The sequence below is a fragment of the uncultured Bradyrhizobium sp. genome, from assembly GCF_947648125.1.
Lineage (GTDB): Bacteria > Pseudomonadota > Alphaproteobacteria > Rhizobiales > Xanthobacteraceae > Bradyrhizobium.
In genome coordinates this window covers 122100-145619 of record NZ_CANSMR010000011.1, presented here as the reverse complement: position 1 = coordinate 145619, position 23520 = coordinate 122100, and the positions used below count along the sequence as shown (strand labels likewise).

At 64.4% G+C, this 23520-nt stretch carries 23 protein-coding genes and 1 pseudogene; 12 read left to right on the top strand and 12 right to left on the bottom strand.

Annotated features, from left to right (window positions below; translation table 11 throughout):
• Positions 1–5 precede the first annotated feature (5 nt).
• The 4 genes from hisA to hisB form a co-directional block, all read right to left on the bottom strand.
• Positions 6–737, bottom strand: coding sequence for a 1-(5-phosphoribosyl)-5-[(5-phosphoribosylamino)methylideneamino]imidazole-4-carboxamide isomerase (hisA, locus tag Q0030_RS20800; protein WP_298371143.1), 732 nt, complete (start codon positions 735–737; stop codon positions 6–8).
• Between the two features lie 145 nt (positions 738–882).
• Complete coding sequence (hisH, locus tag Q0030_RS20795; RefSeq protein ID WP_050425351.1) at positions 883–1533, bottom strand: imidazole glycerol phosphate synthase subunit HisH; 651 nt, start codon at positions 1531–1533, stop codon at positions 883–885.
• Positions 1530–2060, bottom strand: a complete 531-nt coding sequence (locus Q0030_RS20790; protein ID WP_298371137.1) for a DUF2628 domain-containing protein — start codon at positions 2058–2060, stop codon at positions 1530–1532. Before Q0030_RS20790 ends, hisH begins: the two co-directional genes overlap by 4 nt.
• A gap of 86 nt (positions 2061–2146) precedes the next feature.
• Positions 2147–2740, bottom strand: a complete 594-nt coding sequence (hisB, locus tag Q0030_RS20785) for an imidazoleglycerol-phosphate dehydratase HisB (protein ID WP_298371135.1) — start codon at positions 2738–2740, stop codon at positions 2147–2149.
• Positions 2741–2922: 182 nt separating this feature from the next.
• On the opposite strand from hisB, the gene hslV reads away from it, so the two are divergent.
• From hslV to Q0030_RS20765, 4 genes and pseudogenes are all read left to right on the top strand, one after another.
• Positions 2923–3480, top strand: a complete 558-nt coding sequence (hslV, locus tag Q0030_RS20780) for an ATP-dependent protease subunit HslV (RefSeq protein WP_298371132.1) — start codon at positions 2923–2925, stop codon at positions 3478–3480.
• A gap of 2 nt (positions 3481–3482) precedes the next feature.
• Positions 3483–3967, top strand: a pseudogene (locus Q0030_RS20775) (GNAT family N-acetyltransferase).
• Between the two features lie 126 nt (positions 3968–4093).
• On the top strand, positions 4094–5398 hold the full coding sequence (gene hslU, locus Q0030_RS20770) for an ATP-dependent protease ATPase subunit HslU (RefSeq protein WP_298371129.1): 1305 nt from the start codon (positions 4094–4096) through the stop codon (positions 5396–5398).
• A 160-nt stretch (positions 5399–5558) separates the two neighbouring features.
• Positions 5559–6683 (top strand): hypothetical protein, encoded by a 1125-nt coding sequence (locus tag Q0030_RS20765; protein ID WP_298371127.1) that lies wholly within the window; start codon positions 5559–5561, stop codon positions 6681–6683.
• A gap of 2 nt (positions 6684–6685) precedes the next feature.
• On the opposite strand, the gene Q0030_RS20760 is transcribed toward Q0030_RS20765, so the two are convergent.
• Genes Q0030_RS20760 through Q0030_RS20750 form a run of 3 tightly spaced genes read right to left on the bottom strand, consistent with a single transcriptional unit; the run spans position 6686 to position 9583 of the window.
• On the bottom strand, positions 6686–7276 hold the full coding sequence (locus Q0030_RS20760; protein ID WP_298371124.1) for a Smr/MutS family protein: 591 nt from the start codon (positions 7274–7276) through the stop codon (positions 6686–6688).
• A complete protein-coding gene (locus tag Q0030_RS20755) occupies positions 7273–8901 on the bottom strand; it encodes an MltA domain-containing protein (RefSeq protein WP_298371121.1) in 1629 nt (542 codons plus the stop codon). Before Q0030_RS20755 ends, Q0030_RS20760 begins: the two co-directional genes overlap by 4 nt.
• Positions 8879–9583 (bottom strand): Tim44/TimA family putative adaptor protein, encoded by a 705-nt coding sequence (locus tag Q0030_RS20750; RefSeq protein ID WP_092121026.1) that lies wholly within the window; start codon positions 9581–9583, stop codon positions 8879–8881. The genes Q0030_RS20755 and Q0030_RS20750 overlap by 23 nt, the downstream gene beginning before the upstream one ends.
• A 419-nt stretch (positions 9584–10002) precedes the next feature.
• Here Q0030_RS20750 and secB point away from each other — a divergent pair, with 419 nt between their 5' ends.
• Positions 10003–10491: a protein-export chaperone SecB gene (secB, locus tag Q0030_RS20745; RefSeq protein WP_298371116.1), complete on the top strand. Its 489-nt coding sequence runs from the start codon at positions 10003–10005 to the stop codon at positions 10489–10491.
• 180 nt (positions 10492–10671) lie between these two features.
• On the opposite strand, the gene dnaQ is transcribed toward secB, so the two are convergent.
• From dnaQ to Q0030_RS20725, 4 genes are read right to left on the bottom strand one after another with little or no spacing between them, the layout of a single operon-like run.
• Positions 10672–11394, bottom strand: coding sequence for a DNA polymerase III subunit epsilon (gene dnaQ / locus Q0030_RS20740; protein WP_092121030.1), 723 nt, complete (start codon positions 11392–11394; stop codon positions 10672–10674).
• 32 nt (positions 11395–11426) lie between these two features.
• The gene (coaE, locus tag Q0030_RS20735) at positions 11427–12026 is read right to left on the bottom strand and encodes a dephospho-CoA kinase (protein WP_298371110.1); all 600 of its coding nucleotides are present in this window, start codon (positions 12024–12026) and stop codon (positions 11427–11429) included.
• A 47-nt stretch (positions 12027–12073) separates the two neighbouring features.
• Positions 12074–12682, bottom strand: a complete 609-nt coding sequence (locus Q0030_RS20730; RefSeq protein WP_298371108.1) for a Maf family protein — start codon at positions 12680–12682, stop codon at positions 12074–12076.
• A gap of 10 nt (positions 12683–12692) precedes the next feature.
• On the bottom strand, positions 12693–13529 hold the full coding sequence (locus Q0030_RS20725) for a pyruvate, water dikinase regulatory protein (protein ID WP_298371105.1): 837 nt from the start codon (positions 13527–13529) through the stop codon (positions 12693–12695).
• 448 nt (positions 13530–13977) lie between these two features.
• On the opposite strand from Q0030_RS20725, the gene hemJ reads away from it, so the two are divergent.
• The 7 genes from hemJ (at position 13978) to Q0030_RS20690 (ending at position 22357) form a co-directional block, all read left to right on the top strand.
• A complete protein-coding gene (gene hemJ / locus Q0030_RS20720; protein ID WP_298371383.1) occupies positions 13978–14400 on the top strand; it encodes a protoporphyrinogen oxidase HemJ in 423 nt (140 codons plus the stop codon).
• 251 nt (positions 14401–14651) lie between these two features.
• On the top strand, positions 14652–15917 hold the full coding sequence (rho, locus tag Q0030_RS20715; protein WP_028341998.1) for a transcription termination factor Rho: 1266 nt from the start codon (positions 14652–14654) through the stop codon (positions 15915–15917).
• 300 nt (positions 15918–16217) lie between these two features.
• Positions 16218–17543 (top strand): tRNA uridine-5-carboxymethylaminomethyl(34) synthesis GTPase MnmE, encoded by a 1326-nt coding sequence (mnmE, locus tag Q0030_RS20710; RefSeq protein WP_298371094.1) that lies wholly within the window; start codon positions 16218–16220, stop codon positions 17541–17543.
• 230 nt (positions 17544–17773) lie between these two features.
• On the top strand, positions 17774–19657 hold the full coding sequence (gene mnmG, locus Q0030_RS20705) for a tRNA uridine-5-carboxymethylaminomethyl(34) synthesis enzyme MnmG (protein WP_298371092.1): 1884 nt from the start codon (positions 17774–17776) through the stop codon (positions 19655–19657).
• A 118-nt stretch (positions 19658–19775) separates the two neighbouring features.
• Positions 19776–20441, top strand: coding sequence for a 16S rRNA (guanine(527)-N(7))-methyltransferase RsmG (rsmG, locus tag Q0030_RS20700; RefSeq protein WP_298371090.1), 666 nt, complete (start codon positions 19776–19778; stop codon positions 20439–20441).
• Between the two features lie 32 nt (positions 20442–20473).
• Positions 20474–21325 (top strand): ParA family protein, encoded by an 852-nt coding sequence (locus tag Q0030_RS20695; protein ID WP_298371087.1) that lies wholly within the window; start codon positions 20474–20476, stop codon positions 21323–21325.
• Positions 21326–21466: 141 nt separating this feature from the next.
• Complete coding sequence (locus Q0030_RS20690) at positions 21467–22357, top strand: ParB/RepB/Spo0J family partition protein (RefSeq protein ID WP_298371084.1); 891 nt, start codon at positions 21467–21469, stop codon at positions 22355–22357.
• Positions 22358–22481: 124 nt separating this feature from the next.
• Here the strand turns inward: Q0030_RS20690 and holA are convergent, their stop codons facing one another.
• Positions 22482–23513 carry a DNA polymerase III subunit delta gene (gene holA, locus Q0030_RS20685; RefSeq protein WP_298371081.1) on the bottom strand — a complete coding sequence of 344 codons (1032 nt, stop codon included), beginning with the start codon at positions 23511–23513 and terminating at the stop codon, positions 22482–22484.
• Between the last annotated feature and the right edge of the window lie 7 nt (positions 23514–23520).

Below are 23520 nucleotides of genomic sequence, written 5' to 3'. Positions count from 1 at the left end.
GTCTCCTAAGCCGCGCTGCGGATCAGCTTGAGCGCGGCGGCCGAATCAAGCCGTCCGTCGTAGAGCGCGCGGCCGACGATGGCGCCGGCGAGCTTTTTGGCACGCGGCTCCAGCAGCGCCTTGACGTCGTCGATCGAGGCAAAGCCGCCGGAGGCGATCACCGGAATGGAGATGCGGTCCGCGAGGGCGATCGTGGCATCGAGGTTGAGGCCCTTGAGCAGGCCATCGCGGGCGATGTCGGTGAAGATGATCGCGGCAACGCCGGCGTCCTCGAAGCGCTGCGCGATTTCGAGCACAGTCACATGCGAGGTCTCGGCCCAGCCCTCGACCGCAACCTTGCCGTCGCGCGCATCGAGGCCCACCGCGACGCGGCCGGGGAACTTCTTCGCCGCGCCCTTCACCAGTTCAGGATCGCGCACCGCGGCTGTGCCTATGATGACGCGCGTGATGCCCTTGTCGAGCCAAGCCTCGATGGTCTTGAGGTCGCGGATGCCGCCGCCGAGCTGCACCGGCATGGTGACGGCCTTCAACATCGCCTCCACCGCATGCGCATTCATCGGCTTGCCGGCGAAGGCACCGTCGAGATCGACGACGTGGAGATATTCGAAGCCCTGCGCGGCGAAGCTTCGCGCCTGCGCCGCCGGATCGAGATTGAACACGGTGGCGCGCGCCATGTCGCCCTGCTCCAGGCGCACGCACTGGCCGTTCTTCAGATCAACCGCTGGAAAAAGAATCATGCTCTGTTGCCTGCTCCCTCCCCCCTTGTGGGGGAGGGTTGGGGTGGGGGGTAGCCGCAGACACGGTGCTCGGGGCTTACGCCCCTCCCGAATGCTTCGCATTCGACCTCCCCCACAAGGGGGGAGGTAACAAGGGGAGCGGCCATCACGGCTTCCACTTCAAGAAATTGGAGATCAGAGCGAGGCCGAAGCGCTGGCTCTTCTCGGGGTGAAACTGGGTGCCGATCGCGGTGTCCTTGCCGACGATCGCGGTCACCGGCCCGCCATAGTCGGCGCGCGCCAGCACGTCCGCCTCATTGGCGGCGTTGAGATGATAGGAGTGCACGAAATAGGCGTGGCGCCCCTTCGGCCCGAGCGGCAGCCGCTCCAGCACCGGATGCTCGCGCACCATATCGAGCGTATTCCAGCCCATATGCGGGACCTTCAGGCTCTCGTCGCGCGGCTCGATCTTGACGACATCGCCGCCGATCCAGTTGAAGCCCTCGGTGATGACGTGCTCCTTGCCGCGCGTCGCCATCAGCTGCATGCCGACGCAGATGCCGAAGAACGGCCGCGCCTTGACCCGCACTGCCTCGGTGAGCGCTTCCAACATGCCGTCGACCGCATCGACGCCGCGGCGGCAATCGGCGAACGCGCCGACACCGGGCAGCACGATCCGATCGGCGCGATACACCGCATCGGGATCGCGCGTCACCTTGATGGCTTGCGGATCCTCCATGCTGCGCGCGGCGCGCTCAAAGGCCTTCGCCGCCGAATGCAGATTGCCGGAGCCGTAATCGATGATTGCAACGGTCATCGCGATCCTCCTGGCTCTGGAAACAATCCGATGATGCCGCCCTGCGGCATCGGCGGGGGTTTTGAGAAAGACTGGCCGGGAACGTCCCGGGTCGGGGGCGGTCCGCCGCGGTCGACCGACCGCTGGTCGTTGAAGACGCCGCGGTGCCGCGCGGTCCAGCGCTCGAAGAAGCGGCGCTCAGCGGCGTCCGCGTTGTCGGCCACAACGATGTCGAGCTGGCGCCATTTGCGCCGCGACAGCGTCCAGCGTTGCAAGGTCGCGGCCTCCAGCCCGATCAGCACCATCAACACCAGGTCGACGAGGAGGATCGCGCCGCGGCCGATGCCGAGCTTGGCCAGCGCAAAATCGATCGCGAAGGTCAGCACCAGCCAGCCGATCAGCGCGAGCCAGAGCCGATGCCAGGCCAGCCAGATCACGCCGGCGACCGCGGCCCAGAAATGGAAGCCGTCGCGCACGAAGACGAACTTGTCGGCCGCCGCGAGATCGGCGCCGTTGGCCACGGGGGCATGCACTGTATAGACCGGCATCGAACGCTCCGCCGAGGATGGACTTTTACTTACCGCATGATCTCCGGGAAAACCGGTGCCACCGTGTCCGGATCATGCTCCCGGGGTCAGCCGCCGAGCTGACCCTTTGTCGAGGGCACTTCGCCCTGGGCACGCGGATCGATCGCAACCGCGGTCCGGAGCGCCCTCGCCAAACCCTTGAAACAGGATTCGGAGATATGATGGCTGTTCTCGCCATATAGGGTCTCGACGTGGAGAGTCACGCCGGCGTTCATCGCGAAGGCGTTGAACCATTCGCGCACCAGCTCGGTGTCGAACTCGCCGATCTTATCGCGCGGGAACCCGACCTTGAACACGAGCACCGGTCGGCCGGAAATGTCGATCACGACGCGCGACAGCGTCTCGTCCATCGGCATGTGGATCGAGGCGTAGCGGGTGATGCCGGCCATGTTGCCGAGCGCCTGCTTCACGGCCTGCCCGAGCGCGATTCCGACGTCTTCGGTGGTGTGGTGGTAATCGACATGGAGATCGCCATCCGCCTTCACCGTGATGTCGATGCGCGAATGCCGGGCCAGGAGGTCGAGCATATGGTCGAAGAAGCCGATCCCGGTCGAAACCGTGGATACGCCTGCTCCGTCGAGGTTGACCGTCACCTCGATGTCGGTCTCCTTGGTCTTGCGCTTGATGGTTGCCGTGCGCATGAAGATTAAGCTTTCCCGTGCCGAAAACGCCGGTCTTTTAACAGGCTGATGTCACCTTCGCTACTGCGGGATGACCCCGAAACGCCCAACTTCGGGCCATGGTGACCGGAAATCCTTGCGAAATCCCCCCGATTGTAACCCCCTGCCTGACCGCCTAAATCTGCCCGGAAGAGAGGTAACCTATGCAAGCACCCCAAAATGAGCTGCCGGTCTGGCATGGCACCACGATCTGCACGGTCCGCAAGGGCGGCAAGGTGGTGATCGGCGGCGACGGCCAGGTCTCGATCGGCCAGACCGTGATCAAGGCCAATGCCAAGAAGGTCCGGCGGATCGGCAAGGGCGACGTGATCGGCGGCTTTGCCGGCGCCACCGCCGATGCCTTCACCCTGTTCGAGCGGCTGGAAAGCAAGCTGGAGCAATATCCGGGGCAACTGACCCGGGCCGCCGTCGAGCTCGCCAAGGACTGGCGGACCGACCGTTATCTGCGCCGGCTGGAGGCCATGATGATCGTGGCCGACAAGGACGTTTCCCTGGTGCTGACCGGCACCGGCGACGTGCTTGAGCCCGAATCCGGGGTCATGGCGATCGGATCCGGCGGCAACTACGCCCTCGCGGCGGCCCGCGCGCTGGTCGATACCGACAAGGACGCCGAGACCATCGTTCGTCGCGCGCTGGATATCGCTGCCGATATCTGCGTCTACACCAACCGGAACGTGACGATCGAGACGATCGGCGGCTGAGCATGGCCGGCCCCTATCGTTTCCGCCCGATGACGACGGCCGACCTGCCGCGGATCAAGCGGTGGCTGGCGTTGCCGCATGTCCGGGAGTGGTGGGGCGATCCGGCCGAGCAATATGCGCTCGTCAGCGGCGACCTCGAGGAGCCTGCGGTGGACCAATTCATCGTTGCCGCCGAGGGCAATGATTTCGGCTACCTCCAGTGCTACGACCTGACGGCGTGGAATTCCGGTTTCGGCAAGCAACCGGACGGCACCCGCGGCATCGATCTCTTCATCGGCGAGCCCGACATGATGGCAGGTGGCCACGGCTCGGCGCTGATCCGTGCCTTTGTCGACGACCGGCTGGCACAAGGCGCGTCCCGCATCGTCACCGATCCCGATCCCGCCAATGCGCGTGCCGTGCGCGCCTATGAAAGGCAGGCTTCTGGAAGGTCGGAATGGTCGATACGCCCGATGGTCCTGCACTGCTGATGGCGCGAGACAAATGACCCCAGAGCATGATCCGGAAAAGTGCGAAGCGGTCTTCCCAAAAAGATCATGCTCAAACAATGAGCTAACGTCGCAGGCGCGGAACGGCGCTTGCCGAGACAGTTCTTTCAACCTAGCTAGAGCCAATGACCGACTTCTCCCCCCGCGAAATCGTTTCTGAACTTGATCGTTTCATCGTCGGCCAGACCGACGCCAAGCGCGCGGTGTCGATCGCGCTGCGCAACCGCTGGCGGCGGCTGCAGCTTGCCGGTTCCCTGCGCGAGGAGGTTCTGCCCAAGAACATCCTGATGATCGGGCCGACCGGCGTCGGCAAGACCGAGATCGCGCGGCGGCTGGCCAAGCTTGCGGGCGCGCCGTTCCTCAAGGTCGAAGCCACCAAGTTCACCGAGGTCGGCTATGTCGGCCGCGACGTCGAGCAGATCGTTCGCGACCTCGTCGAGGTGGCGATTTCGCAGACCCGCGAGCGCAAGCGCAAGGACGTCCAGGCCCGTGCCCAGCTCGCCGCCGAGGAGCGCGTGCTGGATGCGCTGGTCGGCCCCGCATCGAGCCCGGCGACGCGGGAGTCGTTCCGCAAGAAGCTGCGCGCCGGCGAGCTCAACGACAAGGAAATCGAGATCGAGACGCAGTCGTCCGGCAGCGGCATGCCGATGTTCGAAATCCCCGGCATGCCCGGCGCCCAGATGGGCGCGATCTCGCTCGGCGACATCTTCGGCAAGATGGGCGGACGCAGCAAGACCCGCCGCCTGACGGTGGAAGGCTCGCACGAGATCCTCGTCAACGAAGAATCCGACAAGCTGCTCGACACCGACCAGCTGGTGCAGGAGGCGATCAACGCCGTCGAGAACAACGGCATCGTCTTCCTCGACGAGATCGACAAGATCTGCGTGCGCGAGAACCGCGCCGGCGGCGACGTCTCGCGCGAGGGCGTGCAGCGCGACCTGCTGCCGCTGATCGAGGGCACCACGGTCTCGACCAAGCACGGCGCGGTCAAGACCGACCACATCCTGTTCATCGCCTCGGGCGCCTTCCATATCGCCAAGCCGTCGGACCTCCTGCCCGAACTGCAGGGCCGCCTGCCGATCCGCGTCGAATTGCAGGCGCTGTCCCGCGACGACATGCGCCGGATCCTGACGGAGCCGGAAGCGTCGCTGATCAAGCAGTATGTCGCGCTGCTGAAGACCGAGGGCGTCACGCTCGAGGTCACCGACAGTGCGATCGACGCGCTGGCCGATGTCGCGGTCGCGGTCAATTCCACGGTCGAGAATATCGGCGCAAGGCGGCTGCAGACCGTGATGGAGCGGGTGCTGGACGAGATATCCTTCACCGCGCCCGATCGTCACGGCGAGACCATCCAGGTCGACGCCGACTACGTGACCAAGCATGTTGGCGACCTCGCCAAGAACGCCGATCTGAGCCGGTTTATTTTGTAGGCGGTACAGCCATCGTCGCCCCGGCGAAGGCCGGGGCCCATAACCCCCGCAGCCCGCAGTAACCAAGACTCGGGACGACATTCCTTCTAAATACTGCCTTCGGTGGTTATGGGTCCCGGGTCGCGCTTCGCTTGCCCGGGACGACGAGAGTGGGCGATCGATGAATCTGCGAGTCTGGGAAAACCCCTGGCGCTTGATGCTGGCCGTCAATGCGGCCGTGCTGGTCGGGGTGTTCCTGCACAAGATCGCGCTGCCGCCCTTCGTCCCCTACATCCATCTCCTGGTCGACTATCACTACGGCTTCACCAAGCGCGCGCTGATCGGCGCGATCGTGTCGCTGTTCACCGACAGGGTGCCGGTGTGGCTGGTGTTCGCGCTGGCCGGCACGATCTGGCTGGTGACGCTCGGGCTCTTCGTCAAACTGTTCCGGCGGACATTCGGCTTCGACGATGCGCATTGGCCGCTGTTCGTTTTCATCGCGGGATCGCCGTTCTTCCTGAAGAATTTCATGCACACGCTCGGCCATTTCGACATCTATGGCTGTGCGCTGACGATCGCGCTGCTGCTGATCCCGGCGCGCTCGGTCGTCTATGTGCTGATCGCGGCGCTGTTCTCGATCCTGCTGATCCTGGTCCATCACATCTTCGTCCTGATGTATGTTCCGACCATCGCGGCGATCGTGGTGCTGCGCTTCTATCTGATGCAACGCGTGACGCCGCGTAGCATCGCCATCGGCCTTGTGGCGCTCGCCGCCGTCGGCATCCTGTTCCTGGTCGCGCAGTTCGCCGGCACGGTGGAGGTGCCCTATGACGAGTTCATCCGTCACCTGCAAAGCCGGATGGCCGATCCGTCGCGGACCGACCTGCTTCAGTTCGGCTACATCTGGTATCAGCCGCTATCGAAGGAGTTCGCCGACACCTGGGCGCGGATGCCCTCGAACATCCTGGGCGTCCCGGTGTTCGCGCTGCTGATCTGGCTGCACGTGCCGCTGTGGCGCTATTTCGCGCGGCTGATCGGCGCGCTCGCGAATGAGCTGCATCGGCGGATCGTGTTCGCCGCGCTCATCATGATCAGCGCCGGCTATTTCGTGATGTTCGTGACCGTGTTCGACTATTCGCGCTGGATCTCGAACTGGGCGGTTTGCATGTTCCTGATGCTGCATGCCGTGAAGATGCTGCCGGCGTCGAAGGACGTGCCGCCGATCCCGTCAGACGATCGCAAGACGACGATATTAGGCTGGATCGTTACGCTGATTCCCCGCGTCGGGATCGTCAGACCCTTTTAGGCTCAGCGCGCGCGCCGGACCCGCACATAGAGCGCGCCCTCGCCGCCATGGCCGATATGCGCCTCCTCGAAGCCGACGACCAGCGGGCGGAATTCCGGCAGGCTGAGCCATTCCGGCACCTGCCGGCGCAGCACGCCGCGTTCGGACTCCAGCCCGCCGACCTTGCCCTTGCCGGTGATGACGAGCACGAAGGTGAGCCCGTCGCTGTGCGCGCGTTGTAGGAAGGCGAACAGCCTGCGATGCGCGCGGATCTGCGTCATGCCGTGCAGATCGAGCCGCGCATCGATCTCCTGCCGGCCGCGCGACAGCTTGGCGCGTTCGCGGCGGCCGATCGGCGCCAGCGGTGGCACGTGCGGACGCGGCGCCGGCGCGGCCTTGACCGACGTCACCGGCTTGACCGGAATGGGTTTGGCCCCGGCGTGATGCGTGGCCGCGTCAGCGGCTGCGGCGTGGGCCTTCGGTGCAGCCGGCTTCTTGCGCAGCGGCTTGACCTGCTTGGCGACGCTCTCCCAGAGCGCACGCTCCTCCTCGCTCAGCGCGCGCTTGCGCCGCGACGGAGCGGACAGGTCGGGGATCGGCACGGGTCGTTTCATTGATCGCGGTGATGGCGATAGCGCCGAGTGCGCCGCTTCTCCGGTTGCGGAATGTCGGGCCGGGCGACCGGCAACGGCACCGGTTCTGCCACAGGTGCGGCCTCCGCGACAGGGGTTGTTGCCGGAGGAGTAGCGGGCGCGGCATCCTTCGCGGCCGCGCTCTTGGCGGCGCTGTTGGCCGCATCCTTGCTCCTAGCTCTGGCGACGGTCGCAGTCGGCACATCCGCGGACTTCGCGGCCGGCTTGTCTTTCGGCGGATCGGTCTGCGGAAACAGCTTCGCGATTTTGGCCGACGGCCGCTCGTCAGGGATCGGCAGCTTGTGGCCGCGCGCCACGGGATCGAGACCCTTCGGCACCAGCATCACGAACTGCATATTGTGCCGGAGCCGGCCCGAGACCTTTCCGGCGTCCGCGCCGGCGCCGAAATAGAGATCGGCGCGCGCCGGGCCGACGATCGCCGATCCCGTATCCTGCGCGATCATCAGCCGGTGGAACGGGGTCTTGGATTGCTCGGATTCGATCGGCAGCTCGCCGGCGATGAAGAACGGTGTGCCGTAGACATGCAGCGCCTTGTCGACCGCGATCGAGCGACCCGGCGTCAGCGGCACGCCCTGCGCGCCGACCGCCTCGTCCTTGTCGGACAGCGGCACCTCGCGGAAGAACACGTAGGCGCGGTTCTGCCGCCGCAGCTCCTTGGCGCCGTCCGGGTTCTGCTCCATCCACTCCCTGATCTTCTGCATCGACATCTGATCCTTCGGGATGATGCCGCGGTCGATCAGGACGCGCCCGACCGGCGTATAGGGATAGCCATTATGCGCGTCGTAATTGATGCGCAGCGTGGTGCCGTCCTCGAACTTGATCCGCGCCGAGCCCTGGATCTGCGCGAATAACAGATCGGTCTGGCTCTTCAGCCAGGCGATCTCCAGCCCGCGGCCGGCGATCGCACCGTCCTCGATCTGGCCGCGGTCGTAATAGGGCACGAGCTTGCGCCGGCCGATCTTGCGATACACGGGGCCGCTGTTGGGCAGGCCGACGGACGCTTGCGTCTTGCCGCGCACGAACAGGTTGGACGGCCGGCGATAGACCGGAACATTGTAGACGTCGGTCTGGGTCCGCGAGCCGTCCAGCACCGGCTCGTAATAGCCGGTGACGAAGCCGGCATCCTCGCCGAGCCGCGAGATCCGCAGCGGCACAAAATTCTGCTCGAAGAATTCCTTCGCTTTGTCATTCCCCTTGGCGCCACTGGCGAGGTCGAGCCCCTTGGCGATCCGGCAGGGATCGCGCAGCGAGCTGCCGAGCGCCTTCGATTCCGTTGGCGCCCCCTGCTGGGCCGCGATCGGCTTGCAGCTGGTGCGAAACGCGTTGTAGGCCGCGAGATGATCGTCGTCGCTCCAGCCGGAGACATTGGCCCAGGCGAGCGGCTCGTACTGGCTGCCGCTGACCTGCAGCGGCAATTCCAGATTTGGATAGGGGATCGGGTGGGACTGCTCGTGTCGCGGCGGAGCGTGCCGGCTCGACCTGTAGCGCGCGGCGATCGCCGCGGTGGAGCACACAACCGCGAGCGCACAGCACGCGATCGCGAGGCGCCCGTAGCTAAGATGTTTAGTGAGCGCTTCCAGTTCCAACCAGCTTCCAATTCGGATCGCGGGAAGTCGAGTCGCGGGCGAATGTCCAGATGTCGGTGATGTCGGCGACCTTGTCCGGGCTGCCGTCGACGATGGTTCCCGCCTTGTCGCGCGTGACCGAAATCATCTGCGACACGAAACGGACGGTGAGCTGGGTCGAGCGATCGCGCGTCTCCGCGCTGACGATCTCGGCCTTGTCGATCGACACGAACCGCGTCTCGGTCTTCTGCTCGTGCTTCTCGCGATCCTTGATCGCGGCCTCGAAGCTCTCATAGACCTCGGCCGACAGCAGGTCGCGCAGCGCGCGGCGATCGCCGTTAGCGAAGGCCAGCACGATCATTTCATAGGCCGAGCGGGCGCCTGAGAGGAAATGCCGCGGATCGAACGAGGAATCCTGAGCGACAACCGCGTCGAGACCCTGCGCCAGTGGCGTGCCGGGCTCGGCGATGCCCTTCCAGCGTTCCGTCGGCTCGACAGGTTCGGCGGGCGCGGCCGGGGCCGGCTGATCGATCACCGATCCCGGGATCGGCACGACGTTGTTGTCCTGGCCGCGCTGCAGGACGTTGGGTGCTGCACGATCATACGGCGGCCGCTCGCTTCCCGTGCGCTGTCCGAGGACGCTCCGCAGGCGCAGGAAGATAAATACGGCCAGCGCCAGGAAGATGATGGTGTAGATATCCACGTCGAATTCGCTTTCTGGTCTCTGCCGGCAACGGGCCGGGCATCAAAGCGTTCCCGGTCGGGAACGGCAGAGATTACATCACCGATTGAGTCCGCAGCATGTAGGCACGAAACTATGCCCGGCCAATGGCGCTTTTTGGCACGGGCAAGTGTAGCGCGTTTTGACCCGGGGGGGAAACCCGTTCCTTCCGGGAAATCGCGTATCTTCAATAATTTAGGAAGCTGTTAAGGGATTGGGCGAAGTTGCGCTCGCTGTCCCGTTGCCGGAGATTTGGCCGCAGGCCCGCCGCAACGCACGCGCTCGTCGTCCTTGTGGACCGAGCCGGGCCTATGATAGCCACTCGCCGGCATCGGCATTTCCAAACCTTAACGCGTGCCGTCGGACATCCAGTCCCGAGCGCCGCTCCAGGAGACATTTTCATGACCAATGGCAACGGCGCCCCCGTCGAACAGCCCGCTCCCCAGCTCAACGTGCTGGCGCAGTACACCAAGGACCTGTCGTTCGAGAACCCGAATGCGCCGGCCTCGCTCGGTCAACAACAGCAGCAGCCGGCGATCAACATCCAGATCAACGTCTCCGCCAACAACCTGTCGGAGAACGAGTACGAGGTGATCCTCTCGATCGAGGGCAAGGCCGAGTCGGCCGGCAAGGTGATGTTCAGCTTCGACCTCGCCTATGCCGGCGTCTTCCGGATCGTGAACGTGCCGAAGGAGAATTTGCACCCGCTGGTCATGATCGAGTGCCCGCGGCTGCTGTTCCCGTTCGCGCGCGAGATCGTCGCGACCTCGGTCCGCGACGGCGGCTTCCCGCCCCTGCTGCTCGACCCCGTCGATTTCGTCGGTCTCTACCGCCAGAACATGGAGCGGCAGGCAGCCGCCCAGGCAGCCTCCGGCGTCAAGCCGAGCTGAGTTAGAGCTCCGAAGCCTAACCCCGTCATCCTGCGGAGCGCCAACGGGTCCGCGCGTCTCGAAGGATCGACGGGCCACCGGCCGGGCCGTTCATCCTTCGAGACGCCGCTTCGCGGCTCCTCCAGCGACAAAGGCAAAGCCTTTGCGCGGGGATGACGGCGGAAACACTGCAATCGTGAATCAAGCCGCCGGTGCTGCAGCAGGCGCTGGCGGCGGCAAATAGTCGTTCCAGATCGGCTTGTCGCCGAGCGTCGCGACGAACGCCCGGTGGGCTTCGCGATCCGCGTCGCTGACCCGCGCAACCAGCGCCGTCTCGCGCTGCCGCCGCGGCGTATCGCCGTAGCTTCCGCTGCGCGCATCCGAATTTTCCGACGCCAGGATGAGCTGCGACTGCCGCGCCCCGATCAGGTCGATATAGACCTCGGCCAGCAGCTCGGCGTCGAGCAAGGCGCCGTGCTTGGTGCGACGGGAATTGTCGATCTGATAGCGCGAGCAGAGATCGTCGAGCCGGTTCGACACGCCTGGATGCTTGCGGCGCGCCAGCAGCAGCGTATCGACCAGCCGGTCCTTCGGAATGGCCTTCCGCTTGATGCGGTCGAGCTCGGCATTGATGAAGCTGATGTCGAACGATGCGTTGTGGATCACCAGCGGCGTATCGCCGATGAAGGCCAGGAACTCGTCGACCACCTCATTGAACAGCGGCTTGGAGGCCAGGAATTCAGTCGACAGCCCGTGCACGGCGAACGCTTCCGCCGGCATGTCGCGTTCGGGATTGATGTAGACGTGGTAGGTCTGCCCGGTCGGCATGCGGTTGAATATCTCGACGCAGCCGATCTCGACCAGCCGGTCGCCGCGCAGCGGATCGAGGCCAGTGGTTTCGGTATCGAGAACGATTTCGCGCATGACGTGAGGGAATCCGGAAAAAGCGGCGCGAATCAGATTCGCCGCTCCGGCATCTTAGCAACCTCGGCCAGAATGTCGCGGATGCGCGCCCGCACCGGGTCAAGTCCGTGCGAGGTATCCACGATGAAATCCGCGCGCTTGCGCTTCTCGGCGTCCGGCATCTGCTTGGCAATGATGGCGTCGAGCTTGGCGGCATCCATGGTGCCCCGCGCCAGCACCCGCTCGCGCTGTAGTTCCGTCGTTGTGGTGACGACGACGACGGCATCGACGCGCCTCTCGCCGCCGGTCTCATACAGCAGCGGCACATCGACGACGACGATCGGCGCGCGGGCAGCTTCTGCATCGGCAAAGAACTTCTGGCGCGACGCGCCAAGCATCGGATGCACGATCTGCTCGAGCTGCCGCATCGCCGCAGGGTCGTGCACCACGCGTGCCGAGAGTTTTGCGCGGTCGACCTTGCCGTTCGCAGTGGTGCCGGGAAAGGCAGCCTCGATCGCAGGCACGGCTTCGCCCTCATAGAGCTGATGCACGGCCGCATCGGCGTCGTACACCGGCACGCCGGCCTCCATGAACAGTTTGGCCGTGGTGGATTTCCCCATCCCGATCGAGCCGGTCAGTCCAAGAATCAGCATCGCATCAACATCGGTTCAGCATCTCTCCGTCGCCATGTCTCGGCACCTCACACCGCGAGCAGTTTTTCGCGGCGCAGGAATGCGAGCAGCGACAATAGCGGCAGGCCGAGGATGGTGAAATGGTCGCCTTCGATCCGCTCGAACAGGTGCACGCCGAGACCCTCGAGCTGGTAGGCGCCGACGCTAGTCGTCACTGCCTCCCCGGCCTGGTCGAGATAGGCTTCGATCTCATCGGCAGCAAGCCGCCGCATCGTCATCCGGGCGACGCTCACATCGTCGAACAGAGCCTTCCCGTCGCGCGCGACCGAGACGGCTGAGTGCAGCGCGTGCGTCTGTCCGGCGAGCAGGCCGAGCTGCTCCGCAGCCTGGGCACGGCCGGCCGGCTTGCTGAGCATCCGCGGTCCCAGCGCCAGGGTCTGGTCGGCGCCGACGACATATTGACCCGGCCTCTGCCTCGATATGAACAGCGCCTTTTCGCGCGCCAGGAGCGATGCGATCTCGCCCGGTGCCGAAAGGCCGGAATTTTTCTGCACCGCGCGTTCATCGATATCGGCCGGCAGCGCCTCGAACTCGAGGCCGGCGTTTTCAAGCAACATCCTTCGCGCACGGCTTTGCGAGGCAAGGATCAGCTTCTGCGGGTCGCGCCAGATGCTCATGATTCAGTGGTCACTCCGACGGCCGTGCGCGCTGGCGGTCGTTATAGAGCTTCATGATCGCAGCCGCCGTCTCCTCGATCGAGCGACGCGTCACGTCGAGCAATGCCCAGTTGAATTTCGCACTCAGGCGCCGCGCAAACGCGACTTCGTCGGCCACCGCCTGCTTGTCGATATAGGTGTCGTTGTCGCGGTCGCCCATCGTGAGCAGGCGGTTCTGCCGAACCTGGATCAAGCGCTCCGGGGTCGCATGCAGGCTGACCACCAACGGCTTCTTCAGATTCTCGAGCTGGTGCGGCAGCGGAATGCCCGGCACCAGCGGCACATTCGCGGTGCGGATGCCGCGGTTGGCGAGATAGATCGAGGTCGGGGTCTTCGACGTGCGGGACACGCCGACCAGGACGACGTCAGCCTCCTCGAGACCTTCGACATGCTGACCGTCGTCATGGATCATCGTGTAGTTCAGCGCGTCGATCCGGCTGAAATATTCCGCGTTGAGCACATGCTGCGCGCCGACACGGCCGGTCGTCGCGGCACCCAGATACGCCTCGAACAACTGCATCACCGGCCCGATGATCGACAGGCTCGGCACGTTGATTTCCTTGCACTTGCCCTCGAGCCGGCCGACCAGATCCTTCTCGAGCAGCGTGAACAGCACAATGCCGGGCGATTCCTCGATCTCGTCGAGCACGCGATCGAGCTGCTTTTGGCTCCGCACCAGCGGATAGACATGCTCGACCGCGGTCACGTTGGCGTATTGCGCGGCGACCGCGCGCGCCACGGTGATCAGCGTCTCGCCGGTCGAATCAGACACCAGATGCAGGTGGAAATAATTGGAAGTCGTCGGCACCGGAGCCCCTGTCTATCCTGTGAATCCCTGTGGAGGTCGAGGAGAAGAATCCGGGTCCGCCGCCAGGCCCCTGTATATCTCGTCCCCTTCTTCACAGCACCGCCGAAAAGGATAAGTCGACGTCATGGGACGGATGATAGTGAACCGGTGTGGATTTGTCTCTTCATAAGCTGGCCACAGAGGTCCGCAACCGATTGAGTTGAACGACAGATTCCGGATATCGGCACTCGCAGGCCGAAATGTTGAGGGATGTGAACAAGCCCGCAAGAACGACTGGATCGCATTGCATGAGTCAAATTCACCGCCACTAAGACTCAAACCTTAGATTCTAAACTTAATTAAGTTTAGGAGAGCCGTGTGAGCGGATATGTATCGGTCCCTCGCAAGCAGAGTCGGCTCGCAACGCTGAGACCGCCCGAGCTGTTCCCTGAAAGGCATCACCGCGATGTTGTATGACTGGATCAAGGCCCTGCACATCGTTGCCGTGATTTCCTGGATGGCGGGCATGCTCTATCTGCCGCGGCTGTTCGTCTATCATTGCGAGACCGAGATCGGCTCGAAGCAGTCCGAGACCTTCAAGGTCATGGAGCGGCGGCTTTTGAAGGCGATTATCAACCCCGCGATGATCGTGACCTGGCTTGCCGGGCTTTATCTGGTCTGGGCCGGACACTGGTACCTATCGGGCTGGTTTCACGTCAAATTTACGCTGGTGCTCATCATGTCGGGTATCCACGGCTTTTTGTCCCGCTGCGTAAAGGATTTCGCCGCCGACCGGAATCAGCGCACTCAGAAATTCTATCGCATTATCAACGAGGTGCCGACGCTTCTGATGATCCTGATCGTGATCATGGTGGTCGTGAAGCCGTTCTAGACATCGCGATGCTCAAGACGCATGCTTCAGTCCTTCTTGCGAAGGACGAATCGATTTTCTATATAGGGTTTATCCCACCCCACGCAGGCGGATGTGGTCGCGTTTCGGTTCTTTTCGGGCCGGCGCCGCATCAGGTTTGAAAGCCCAAACGGCACTTTCCTGGCTGAGACCTGCGGACCTTCCTTTGGCGTCCGCTTTTTCCAAGCCACCTCGCACCCCTTCCCTACTTACTTCCTCACAGGACGACCCCCATGCGGGAAATCAAACTCCAGGACCTCAAATCGAAAACGCCCGCCGAGCTCGTCTCGTTCGCGGAAGAGAATGGGGTCGAGAATGCCAGCACCATGCGCAAGCAGGAGCTGATGTTCGCAATTCTCAAAAACCTCGCCGCCGCCGAGACCGACATTGTCGGCGAGGGCGTCGTGGAGGTGCTGTCCGACGGCTTCGGCTTCCTTCGTTCGCCCGACGCGAACTACCTGCCCGGCCCCGACGACATCTACGTCTCGCCCTCGCAGATCCGCCGCTTCGGCCTGCGCACGGGCGACACCATCGAAGGACACATCCGCAGCCCGAAGGAAGGCGAACGCTACTTCGCGCTGCTGAAGGTCAATACGCTCAATTTCGAGGATCCCGAGAAGGCCAAGCACAAGGTCAATTTCGACAACCTCACCCCGCTGTTTCCCAATCAGCGTTTCCGCATGGAGCTTGAGGATTCCACCAAGAAGGATCTCTCTGCCCGCGTGATCGATATCGTCGCGCCGATCGGCAAGGGCCAGCGCGCGCTGATCGTGGCGCCGCCGCGCACCGGCAAGACGGTGCTGATGCAGAACATCGCGCACTCCATCACCGCCAATCATCCTGACTGCTATCTGATCGTGCTTCTGATCGACGAGCGTCCGGAAGAAGTCACGGACATGCAGCGTTCGGTGAAGGGCGAGGTGGTGTCGTCGACGTTCGACGAACCCGCCGTGCGTCACGTCCAGGTCGCCGAGATGGTGATCGAGAAGGCCAAGCGTCTCGTCGAGCACGGCCGCGATGTCGTGATCCTGCTCGATTCGATCACGCGCCTCGGCCGCGCCTACAACACCGTGGTGCCGTCATCCGGCAAGGTGCTGACCGGCGGTGTCGACGCCAACGCCCTGCAGCGCCCGAAGCGCTTCTTCGGTGCCGCGCGCAACATCGAGGAGGGCGGTTCGCTGACCATCATCGCCACCGCGTTGGTCGATACCGGCAGCCGCATGGACGAAGTCATCTTCGAAGAGTTCAAGGGCACCGGTAACTCCGAACTGATCCTCGACCGCAAGGTCTCGGACAAGCGGACCTTCCCGGCGATCGATATTGCCCGCTCCGGCACCCGCAAGGAGGAGCTCATCACCGATCCGCAGGTGCTGAAGAAGATGTACGTCCTGCGCCGCATCCTCAATCCGATGGGCACCATGGACGCGATCGACTTCCTGCTCGACAAGCTCCGGAACACGAAGAGCAATTCGGAATTCTTCGATTCCATGAACACCTGAGGCCACGGCCGGAAAGAATAGGGCGCTCCGCACAAACGGGGCGCCTTTTTTCATGCTGCGGATTTGCTGCAGCAAGGCGCAGCATGAATCGAATTGGTTCGGCGCACTGAATATTCATATAACTATCTGATATAATTAACATTTGTAGCCTATTGGTTGTGACCAGACAGGCTGAGCCGCGGCAAAATGCTGCGCAGTCGCCATAACGAATCTCGGTTGTGCTGCAGTGCAGCATATTACGGCAGGGCGTGCGAAACTGAAGCGGCATTGCCTTTGCCGGTTTGCTGGAAGAAATAGGCAATGCATCCGCGCGACCAGACCATATTCGCATTATCCTCCGGGCGGCCGCCGAGCGCGATCGCCATCGTCAGGCTGTCCGGCCCAATGGCCGAGTCGGTCATTGCTGGACTGACGGGCAAGATCCCGGTGCCGCGAATGGCGACCCGCGCGCTGCTCCACGATTCGAACCACCAACCGATCGATGATGCGGTCGTGTTGTGGTTCCCGGGCCCGGCCAGCGCAACCGGCGAGGACGTGGCCGAATTTCATGTCCATGGCGGACGCGCGGTGTTGTCGGCGATGTTCGATGCCATCGCGGCGTTCGAGAATGTGCGGCCGGCCGAGCCCGGTGAGTTCACCCGGCGGGCATTCGAGAACGGCAAGCTCGACCTGACCGAAGCCGAAGGCCTCGACGATCTGATCCACGCCGACACCGATCGCCAACGGCGCCAGGCGCTGCGACAGCTCAAGGGGTTGCTCGGCGATCGCGCACGCGACTGGCGCGAGCGAATCATCGCAGCGTCAGCGCTGATCGAGGCCGGCATCGATTTCTCCGATGAGGGCGATGTGCCGGCGGAGTTGATCGCGCCGGCGCTCGAGCGGATTCGGGCGCTGCATGACGAGATCAAGCAAATGCTTGCGGGGCAGGGGCAAAGCGAACGTCTGCGCGATGGCTTGGTGGTCGCGATCGCGGGTCCACCGAATGTCGGCAAATCGACCCTGATCAATCAGCTTGCCAGGCGCGAGGTCGCGATCGTCTCGCCGCATGCGGGCACCACGCGCGACGTGATCGAAGTGCAGCTCGACCTCGACGGCTATCCCGTCACGGTCATCGACACCGCCGGAATCCGCGAGACCGACGACCCGGTGGAGCAGGAGGGGGTCCGCCGTGCCCGTGCCCGCGCGGCTGAAGCCGATCTCGTGCTGTGGCTGGCCGACAGCGGCGGCGCCAAGGTGGGACATGCTGGCTCGACGCCAACCTGGCTGGTCCGGAACAAGATCGACCTGGTGAGGACCCCGCCGGGCGAGGGAGGCAGCCACCCCGAATTCAGGATCTCGGCGGCCCGCGGTGACGGCCTCTCCGAGTTGATTGCCGCGCTGGTCGGTTTCGCTCACGACTATTTCGCGACCAGCGAGGGCGGTCTGATCAGCCGGACACGGCAGCGCGGGTTGCTTGAGGAGACCGTCGAATCTCTTCGGCGCAGCATCGACGTGGTCGGGCAGGGCGAGGAACTTGCCGCCGAGGAACTTCGCAGGGCGACCACCTCACTCGGCCGTTTGCTCGGCCGGGTCGATATCGAAGACATCTTGGACGTCATCTTCCGCGAGTTCTGCGTCGGGAAGTAGCGGGCCCCGTCTGTTTCACGTGAAACATGGTTTCGATCTGGTTAAGGAAGCCGCCTCCCGTTTCACGTGAAACAATTACTGCGGCCCGACCGGACTGTTTCACGTGAAACAACTCCGCCCCGTCATTGCGAGCGAAGCGACGCAATCCATATCTCGACTGAATCGGTTCTCGAACCAGCGTCCTAACTTCGTTCTTCCGGCTTTCATCACTCCACGATAGAAGTCCCGCCATGACTATCAGGGCAGACTCATTCGACGTCATCGTCATCGGCGGCGGCCATGCCGGATGCGAGGCCGCGAGTGCGGCTGCCCGGATGGGCGCGAAGACAGCCCTAGTGACCCATCGTTTCGCGACCATCGGCGCGATGTCCTGTAATCCCGCGATCGGCGGCCTCGGCAAGGGCCATCTGGTCCGCGAAGTCGACGCGCTGGACGGTCTGATGGGCCGGGTTGCCGACGCCGGCGGCATCCAGTTTCGCATGCTCAATCGCCGGAAGGGTCCGGCGGTCCGCGGGCCCCGGGCCCAGGCCGACCGCAAGCTCTATGCGGCCGCGATGCAGGCGGCGATCACAGAGACTGCGAACCTCAGCGTCATCGAGGGCGAAGCGGATGAGTTGATTGTCGTTGATGGGCGTGTGACCGGCATTCGCTTGGGCGATGGCCGCCAGCTTTCAGCGGGTGCGGTCGTCATCACCACCGGCACCTTCCTGCGTGGTCTGATTCATCTTGGCGAGAAGAACTGGCCGGCAGGCAGGGTCGGCGAGGCGCCGGCCATGGGTCTGTCTGCCTCGTTCGAACGGGCAGGTTTTGTGCTCGGCCGGCTCAAGACCGGGACGCCTCCGCGTCTCGACGGCACCACGATCGACTGGTCCGCGGTCGAAATGCAGCCCGGAGACGAGCCTCCGGAGCCGTTTTCGGTCATGACGGACCGGATTACGACCCCGCAGATCCAGTGCGGCATCACCCGCACCACGCCAACGACTCATGAGGTGATCCGGGCCAATGTGCATCGCTCGCCGATGTATTCCGGCCAGATCAAGAGCTCTGGACCCCGCTATTGCCCCTCGATCGAAGACAAGATCGTCCGCTTTGGCGACCGCGACGGCCACCAGATCTTCCTGGAGCCGGAAGGGCTCGACGACAGCACGGTCTATCCCAACGGCATCTCGACATCGCTGCCGGAGGAGGTCCAGCTCGCGATCCTCGCCAGCATCCCCGGGCTTGAGCGGGTGAAGATGGTCCGGCCCGGCTATGCGATCGAATACGACCACGTCGATCCCCGTGAACTCGATCCGACCCTGCAGACAAAGCGTCTGCGCGGACTTTTCCTGGCCGGCCAGATCAACGGCACCACGGGCTACGAGGAGGCGGCGGGGCAGGGCATCGTTGCCGGGCTCAATGCCGCGCTGGCCGCCAGCGGGACCGACCCGATCGTGTTCGACCGCGCCGACGGCTATCTCGGTGTGATGATCGACGATCTCGTGACCCGCGGGATCACCGAACCCTATCGGATGTTCACCTCGCGGGCCGAGTACCGGCTGACGCTGCGGGCCGACAATGCCGACCAGCGGCTGACCGACAAGGGTATCGCGCTCGGCTGCGTCGGTACGGCACGAGCGGACCGTCACCGGGGGAAGATGGCGGCGCTGGACGCAGCCAAAACCTTGGCGAAGTCGCTCCTGATCACGCCGAATGAGGCCGCCAAGCATGGGCTGGCACTCAATCGCGATGGTCATCGCCGATCCGCCTTCGAACTGCTGGCCTATCCGGAGATCGAATGGCCCGCGGTCCAGGCGATCTGGCCGGAGCTGTCGGCCATTGACCCTGCGATCGCGGTGCATCTCGAGATCGATGCCAAATACGATGTCTATCTGAAGCGCCAGACCGCCGACGTTGACGCGTTCCGGCGCGACGAGGGCCTGGTCCTGGCCGATGTCGACTACGCCGACGTACCCGGTCTGTCGAACGAAGCGCGCGCCAAGCTGCAGAAGGCGCAGCCGCGGACGGTCGGGCAGGCGGGCCGGATCGACGGCATGACGCCGGCGGCGCTGGGTATCCTGGCGGCGTACCTACGGCGCGAGGCGCGACGGAAATCGGCCAAGGCCACCGCCTGACGTTTCACGTGAAACACGGGGATTGAGCGCCTATCCTTTGTGAAGTCGAATCGACCAACGCGCCGCGCGTCGGCCTCACCACCGGCTTTCACGTCAAACAAACGGCCCTGCTCCCAAAATGGCTCCAGCCCCGCAATCTGCCGAACTCAGCGTCTCCGCCAAGGACAAGGCCGCGGCGCTCGCACTCACGCCTGTTTCACGTGAAACGGAGGCGCGGCTCGATCGCTACATCGCACTTCTGCTGGAGTGGCAGGCCAAGACCAATCTCGTCGCGCCCTCCACGCTTCCGAATCTCTGGACCCGGCATGTGTCCGATTCGCTGCAGCTTCTGAGCCTCGCACCCTCAGCAAAATCCTGGGTCGATCTCGGCAGCGGCGGTGGCTTTCCCGGTGTCGTGCTGGCCTGTGCGTTGGCCGAGACATCCGGCGCACGGATCCATCTGGTTGAGCGAATCGCCAAGAAGGCTGCATTCTTGCGCGAGGCGATACGGGTCACGGCGTCGCCGGGGACTGTGCACCTGGCTGATATCGGGGATACTGTGGATAGAATCGCGGGCCCCATCGATTGCGTCACCGCGCGGGCGCTGGCTCCGTTACATCAACTCATCGGCTTCGCGGAGCCGTGGGTCAAAAAAGGCGCCAAGGCGCTGTTTTTGAAGGGTCAAGATGTAGAGGCCGAATTGACCGAGGCCACTAAATATTGGAATATTGAGCCAAAGCTACACGCCAGCCGGACCGGCGGACAGGGCTGGATCGTCGAACTCGGGTCAATCGAGCGGCGCTAGGGGAACTCCGCAAGAGCAAACGGTATTTTGGTATGACTGTGATGGACGAGGTTTATCAAGGGGATAAGGCACTCCAAGCGCCGGGTCACCCGCGCATCCTGTCGCTCGCCAACCAGAAGGGCGGCGTCGGCAAGACCACCACAGCGATCAATCTTGGTACCGCACTCGCTGCGATTGGTGAGCGTGTCCTGATCGTCGATCTCGATCCGCAGGGCAACGCCTCGACGGGGCTCGGCATCGATCGCCGCAGCCGCAACTGCTCGACCTACGACGTCCTGATCGGCGAAGCGCCGCTGCGCGATGCCGTGGTCGCGACCGCGGTGCCGCGCCTGCACATCGCCGCCTCCACCATGGATCTCTCCGGCCTCGAGCTCGAGCTCGGCACCACGCCCGGCCGCGCCTTCCGGCTGCGCGATGCGATCGCCGGGCTGAACAACAACGTCTCGCCGGAAGCCGACTACACCTACGTGCTGATCGACTGCCCGCCCTCGCTCAACTTGCTCACCGTGAATGCGATGGCAGCGTCGGACGCGATCCTGGTGCCGCTGCAATGCGAGTTCTTCGCGCTCGAAGGTCTGTCGCAATTGCTGCAGACCGTGGAGCAGGTGCGCTCGACGCTCAATCCGACCCTGTCGATCCACGGCATCGTGCTGACCATGTTCGACTCGCGCAACAACCTCTCCAACCAGGTGGTTGCCGACGTGCGCCAGTTCATGGGCGACAAGGTCTACGACACCATGATCCCGCGCAACGTGCGCATCTCGGAAGCGCCGTCCTACGGCAAGCCGGTCCTGGTCTACGATCTCAAATGCGCCGGCAGCGATGCGTATCTCAAGCTCGCCACCGAAGTGATCCAGCGCGAGCGCGAGCTGCGCGCGCATTGACGATGTGGTGGATGGGTGCCGTGAAGCGAACCCCATCATTACGCATAATGAGAGCGATGGGTTTCGCGGCGCGCGACCCATCCTGTGATTCTGAAATTCAAGTCTGGAGTACTGCGTGTGAATCCAAGGGAGCTCGCAACAATGGCCGATGAAGCGCGTTCGCGACTGGGGCGCGGGCTGGCAAGCCTGATCGGAGATGTCGGCGGCGAGGCGGCCGCGCATGTCGAGCGGCCGCGCACGCAGCGCAAGGTGCCGATCGAATTCCTCAAGGCCAACCCGCGCAATCCGCGGCGCAGCTTCGCCGACACCGAGCTCGGCGAGCTCGCCGATTCGATCAAGGCGCGCGGCGTGATCCAGCCGATCGTGGTGCGCGCGATCAAGGGCGTGCAGGACCGCTACGAGATCATCGCCGGCGAGCGCCGCTGGCGCGCTTCGCAACTCGCCGGCCTGCACGAGGTGCCGATCGTGCCGGTCGAGGTCAGCGATTCCGATGCGCTCGAGATCATGATCATCGAGAACGTCCAGCGCGAAGATCTCAACGCGATGGAGGAGGCGCTCGGCTATCACGCGCTCGCCGACGAGTTCAAACGCGGCCAGGAAGACATCGCCAAGATCGTCGGCAAGAGCCGCAGCCATGTCGCCAACATGATGCGGCTGACCAAGCTTCCCGCCGAGGTGCAGGCGCTGATCTCGAAGGGCGATCTCTCCGCCGGCCACGCCCGCGCGCTGATCGGCGTGCCCGATCCGCTCACCGCCGCGAAGCGCATCGTCGCCGAGGGCCTCAACGTCCGCCAGGCCGAGGCGCTGGCGCATGAGGAGGGCGTGCCGGAGCGCAAGCCGCAGAAGGCGCGGAGCAGCGCTGCGGCCAAGGTCGACAAGGACGCCGACACGCTGGCGCTGGAGAAGCGCGTCAGCGATGCGCTCGGCCTTGCCGTCACCGTGAGCCATCGCGATCCCGGTGGCACCGTCCAGATCAGCTACCGCAACCTCGAGCAGCTCGACGAGGTGGTGCGGCGGCTGGAAGGCGGCTAGCCCCGCGGGCCTGCCTCCATCGTCATTGCGAGGAGCTCGCGACGAAGCAATCCATCCTTCCGCGCGTGCGGAGCGATGGATTGCTTCGCTTCGCTCGCAGTGACGGTTGTTTCAACGTTTCGTCTCACCCCCGCCGCTTCGCGTTCGCCGCAATCGAGAGCAGCGCGCGCTGGGCGATGACGGCGGCGAGCGCGGCCTGCTTGCGCATGTCGAGTGCCGCGGTGGCGAGCTGGTCGATCACGGCCACCAGCCGCGGCGGTGTGAAATTGCGCAGCGCGATCTCGACTGCCGGCTTGCGCGAGAAGTGCAGCCGCGGAAATCCGCCCTCGAGCACGGCTGACGCCGGCGTGCCGTCCGCGATCGCGAGCGCCGACTTGTGCAGCCATGCCGCCTGGCGCTGCGCGGCCGAGATGATCACGCCGGGATAGGTGCCGGCGACCATCGCCTTGGTGAACTCGCTTTCCACCAGCGCGGCATTGCCGGCGAAGGCGCCGTCGACGATCGGATCGAGCTTCAGCTCGGAGGCGTCGGAGACCACGGTCATCACGTCGTCGAGTGTGATCTCGCCCTTGCCGTGCGCGAACAGCGCAAGCTTGCGCAGCTCGTTGCGCGAGGCCATGCGGTCTCCGCCGAGCAGCGACATCAGCACCGCGCGCGCATCTTGTGCGAGCCGCAGGTTGGAGACGCGCAGCTCGTCCTCGATCAGCTTGGTCAGGTCGCGTTCGGTGTCGGGATAGCAGCCGATCGCGACCGCATTCTTGGCGCGCTCGCAGATCTTGCGCAGCGGCGATTCCGGCCTGAGCTCGCCGGCCTCGATCACGATCCGGCAATCCCTCAGCGCAGTGGTCTCGGTCAGCGTCTCGACGCCGCTCGAGAAATTGCGCGAGCCGGCGCGGACGCGGATGGCGCGGCGGCCGCCGAACAGCGGCACTGTCATGGCCTCGTCGACCAGCCGCGACGGCTCGGCGGCGAGCTCGTCGCCATCGAGCCGCACCAGCGAGAATGGGTCGTTGGGATCGTCGACCGCGGATGCCATCAGCGCGTCGGCGCGCTCGCGCACCAGGCCGAGGTCCGGGCCGTAAAGCAGGATGATCGGGCGACCAGCGTCAGGCCGGGCGAGGAAGCTGTCGATCTCTTTTCCGCGAAGCGCGACCAATGCGGCG

Coding starts and splice junctions, on each gene's coding strand:
- rho (WP_028341998.1), top strand. CDS start 14,652: ATGCGGGAAATCAAACTCCAGGACCTCAAATCGAAAACGCCCGCCGAG.
- hisH (WP_050425351.1), bottom strand. CDS start 1,533: ATGACCGTTGCAATCATCGATTACGGCTCCGGCAATCTGCATTCGGCG.
- Q0030_RS20765 (WP_298371127.1), top strand. CDS start 5,559: ATGAATCTGCGAGTCTGGGAAAACCCCTGGCGCTTGATGCTGGCCGTC.
- Q0030_RS20760 (WP_298371124.1), bottom strand. CDS start 7,276: ATGAAACGACCCGTGCCGATCCCCGACCTGTCCGCTCCGTCGCGGCGC.
- dnaQ (WP_092121030.1), bottom strand. CDS start 11,394: ATGCGCGAAATCGTTCTCGATACCGAAACCACTGGCCTCGATCCGCTG.
- hisA (WP_298371143.1), bottom strand. CDS start 737: ATGATTCTTTTTCCAGCGGTTGATCTGAAGAACGGCCAGTGCGTGCGC.
- Q0030_RS20730 (WP_298371108.1), bottom strand. CDS start 12,682: ATGAGCATCTGGCGCGACCCGCAGAAGCTGATCCTTGCCTCGCAAAGC.
- coaE (WP_298371110.1), bottom strand. CDS start 12,026: ATGCTGATTCTTGGACTGACCGGCTCGATCGGGATGGGGAAATCCACC.
- mnmE (WP_298371094.1), top strand. CDS start 16,218: ATGCATCCGCGCGACCAGACCATATTCGCATTATCCTCCGGGCGGCCG.
- hslV (WP_298371132.1), top strand. CDS start 2,923: ATGCAAGCACCCCAAAATGAGCTGCCGGTCTGGCATGGCACCACGATC.
- Q0030_RS20695 (WP_298371087.1), top strand. CDS start 20,474: ATGACTGTGATGGACGAGGTTTATCAAGGGGATAAGGCACTCCAAGCG.
- Q0030_RS20690 (WP_298371084.1), top strand. CDS start 21,467: ATGGCCGATGAAGCGCGTTCGCGACTGGGGCGCGGGCTGGCAAGCCTG.
- hisB (WP_298371135.1), bottom strand. CDS start 2,740: ATGCGCACGGCAACCATCAAGCGCAAGACCAAGGAGACCGACATCGAG.
- mnmG (WP_298371092.1), top strand. CDS start 17,774: ATGACTATCAGGGCAGACTCATTCGACGTCATCGTCATCGGCGGCGGC.
- rsmG (WP_298371090.1), top strand. CDS start 19,776: ATGGCTCCAGCCCCGCAATCTGCCGAACTCAGCGTCTCCGCCAAGGAC.
- Q0030_RS20790 (WP_298371137.1), bottom strand. CDS start 2,060: ATGCCGGTCTATACAGTGCATGCCCCCGTGGCCAACGGCGCCGATCTC.
- secB (WP_298371116.1), top strand. CDS start 10,003: ATGACCAATGGCAACGGCGCCCCCGTCGAACAGCCCGCTCCCCAGCTC.
- hslU (WP_298371129.1), top strand. CDS start 4,094: ATGACCGACTTCTCCCCCCGCGAAATCGTTTCTGAACTTGATCGTTTC.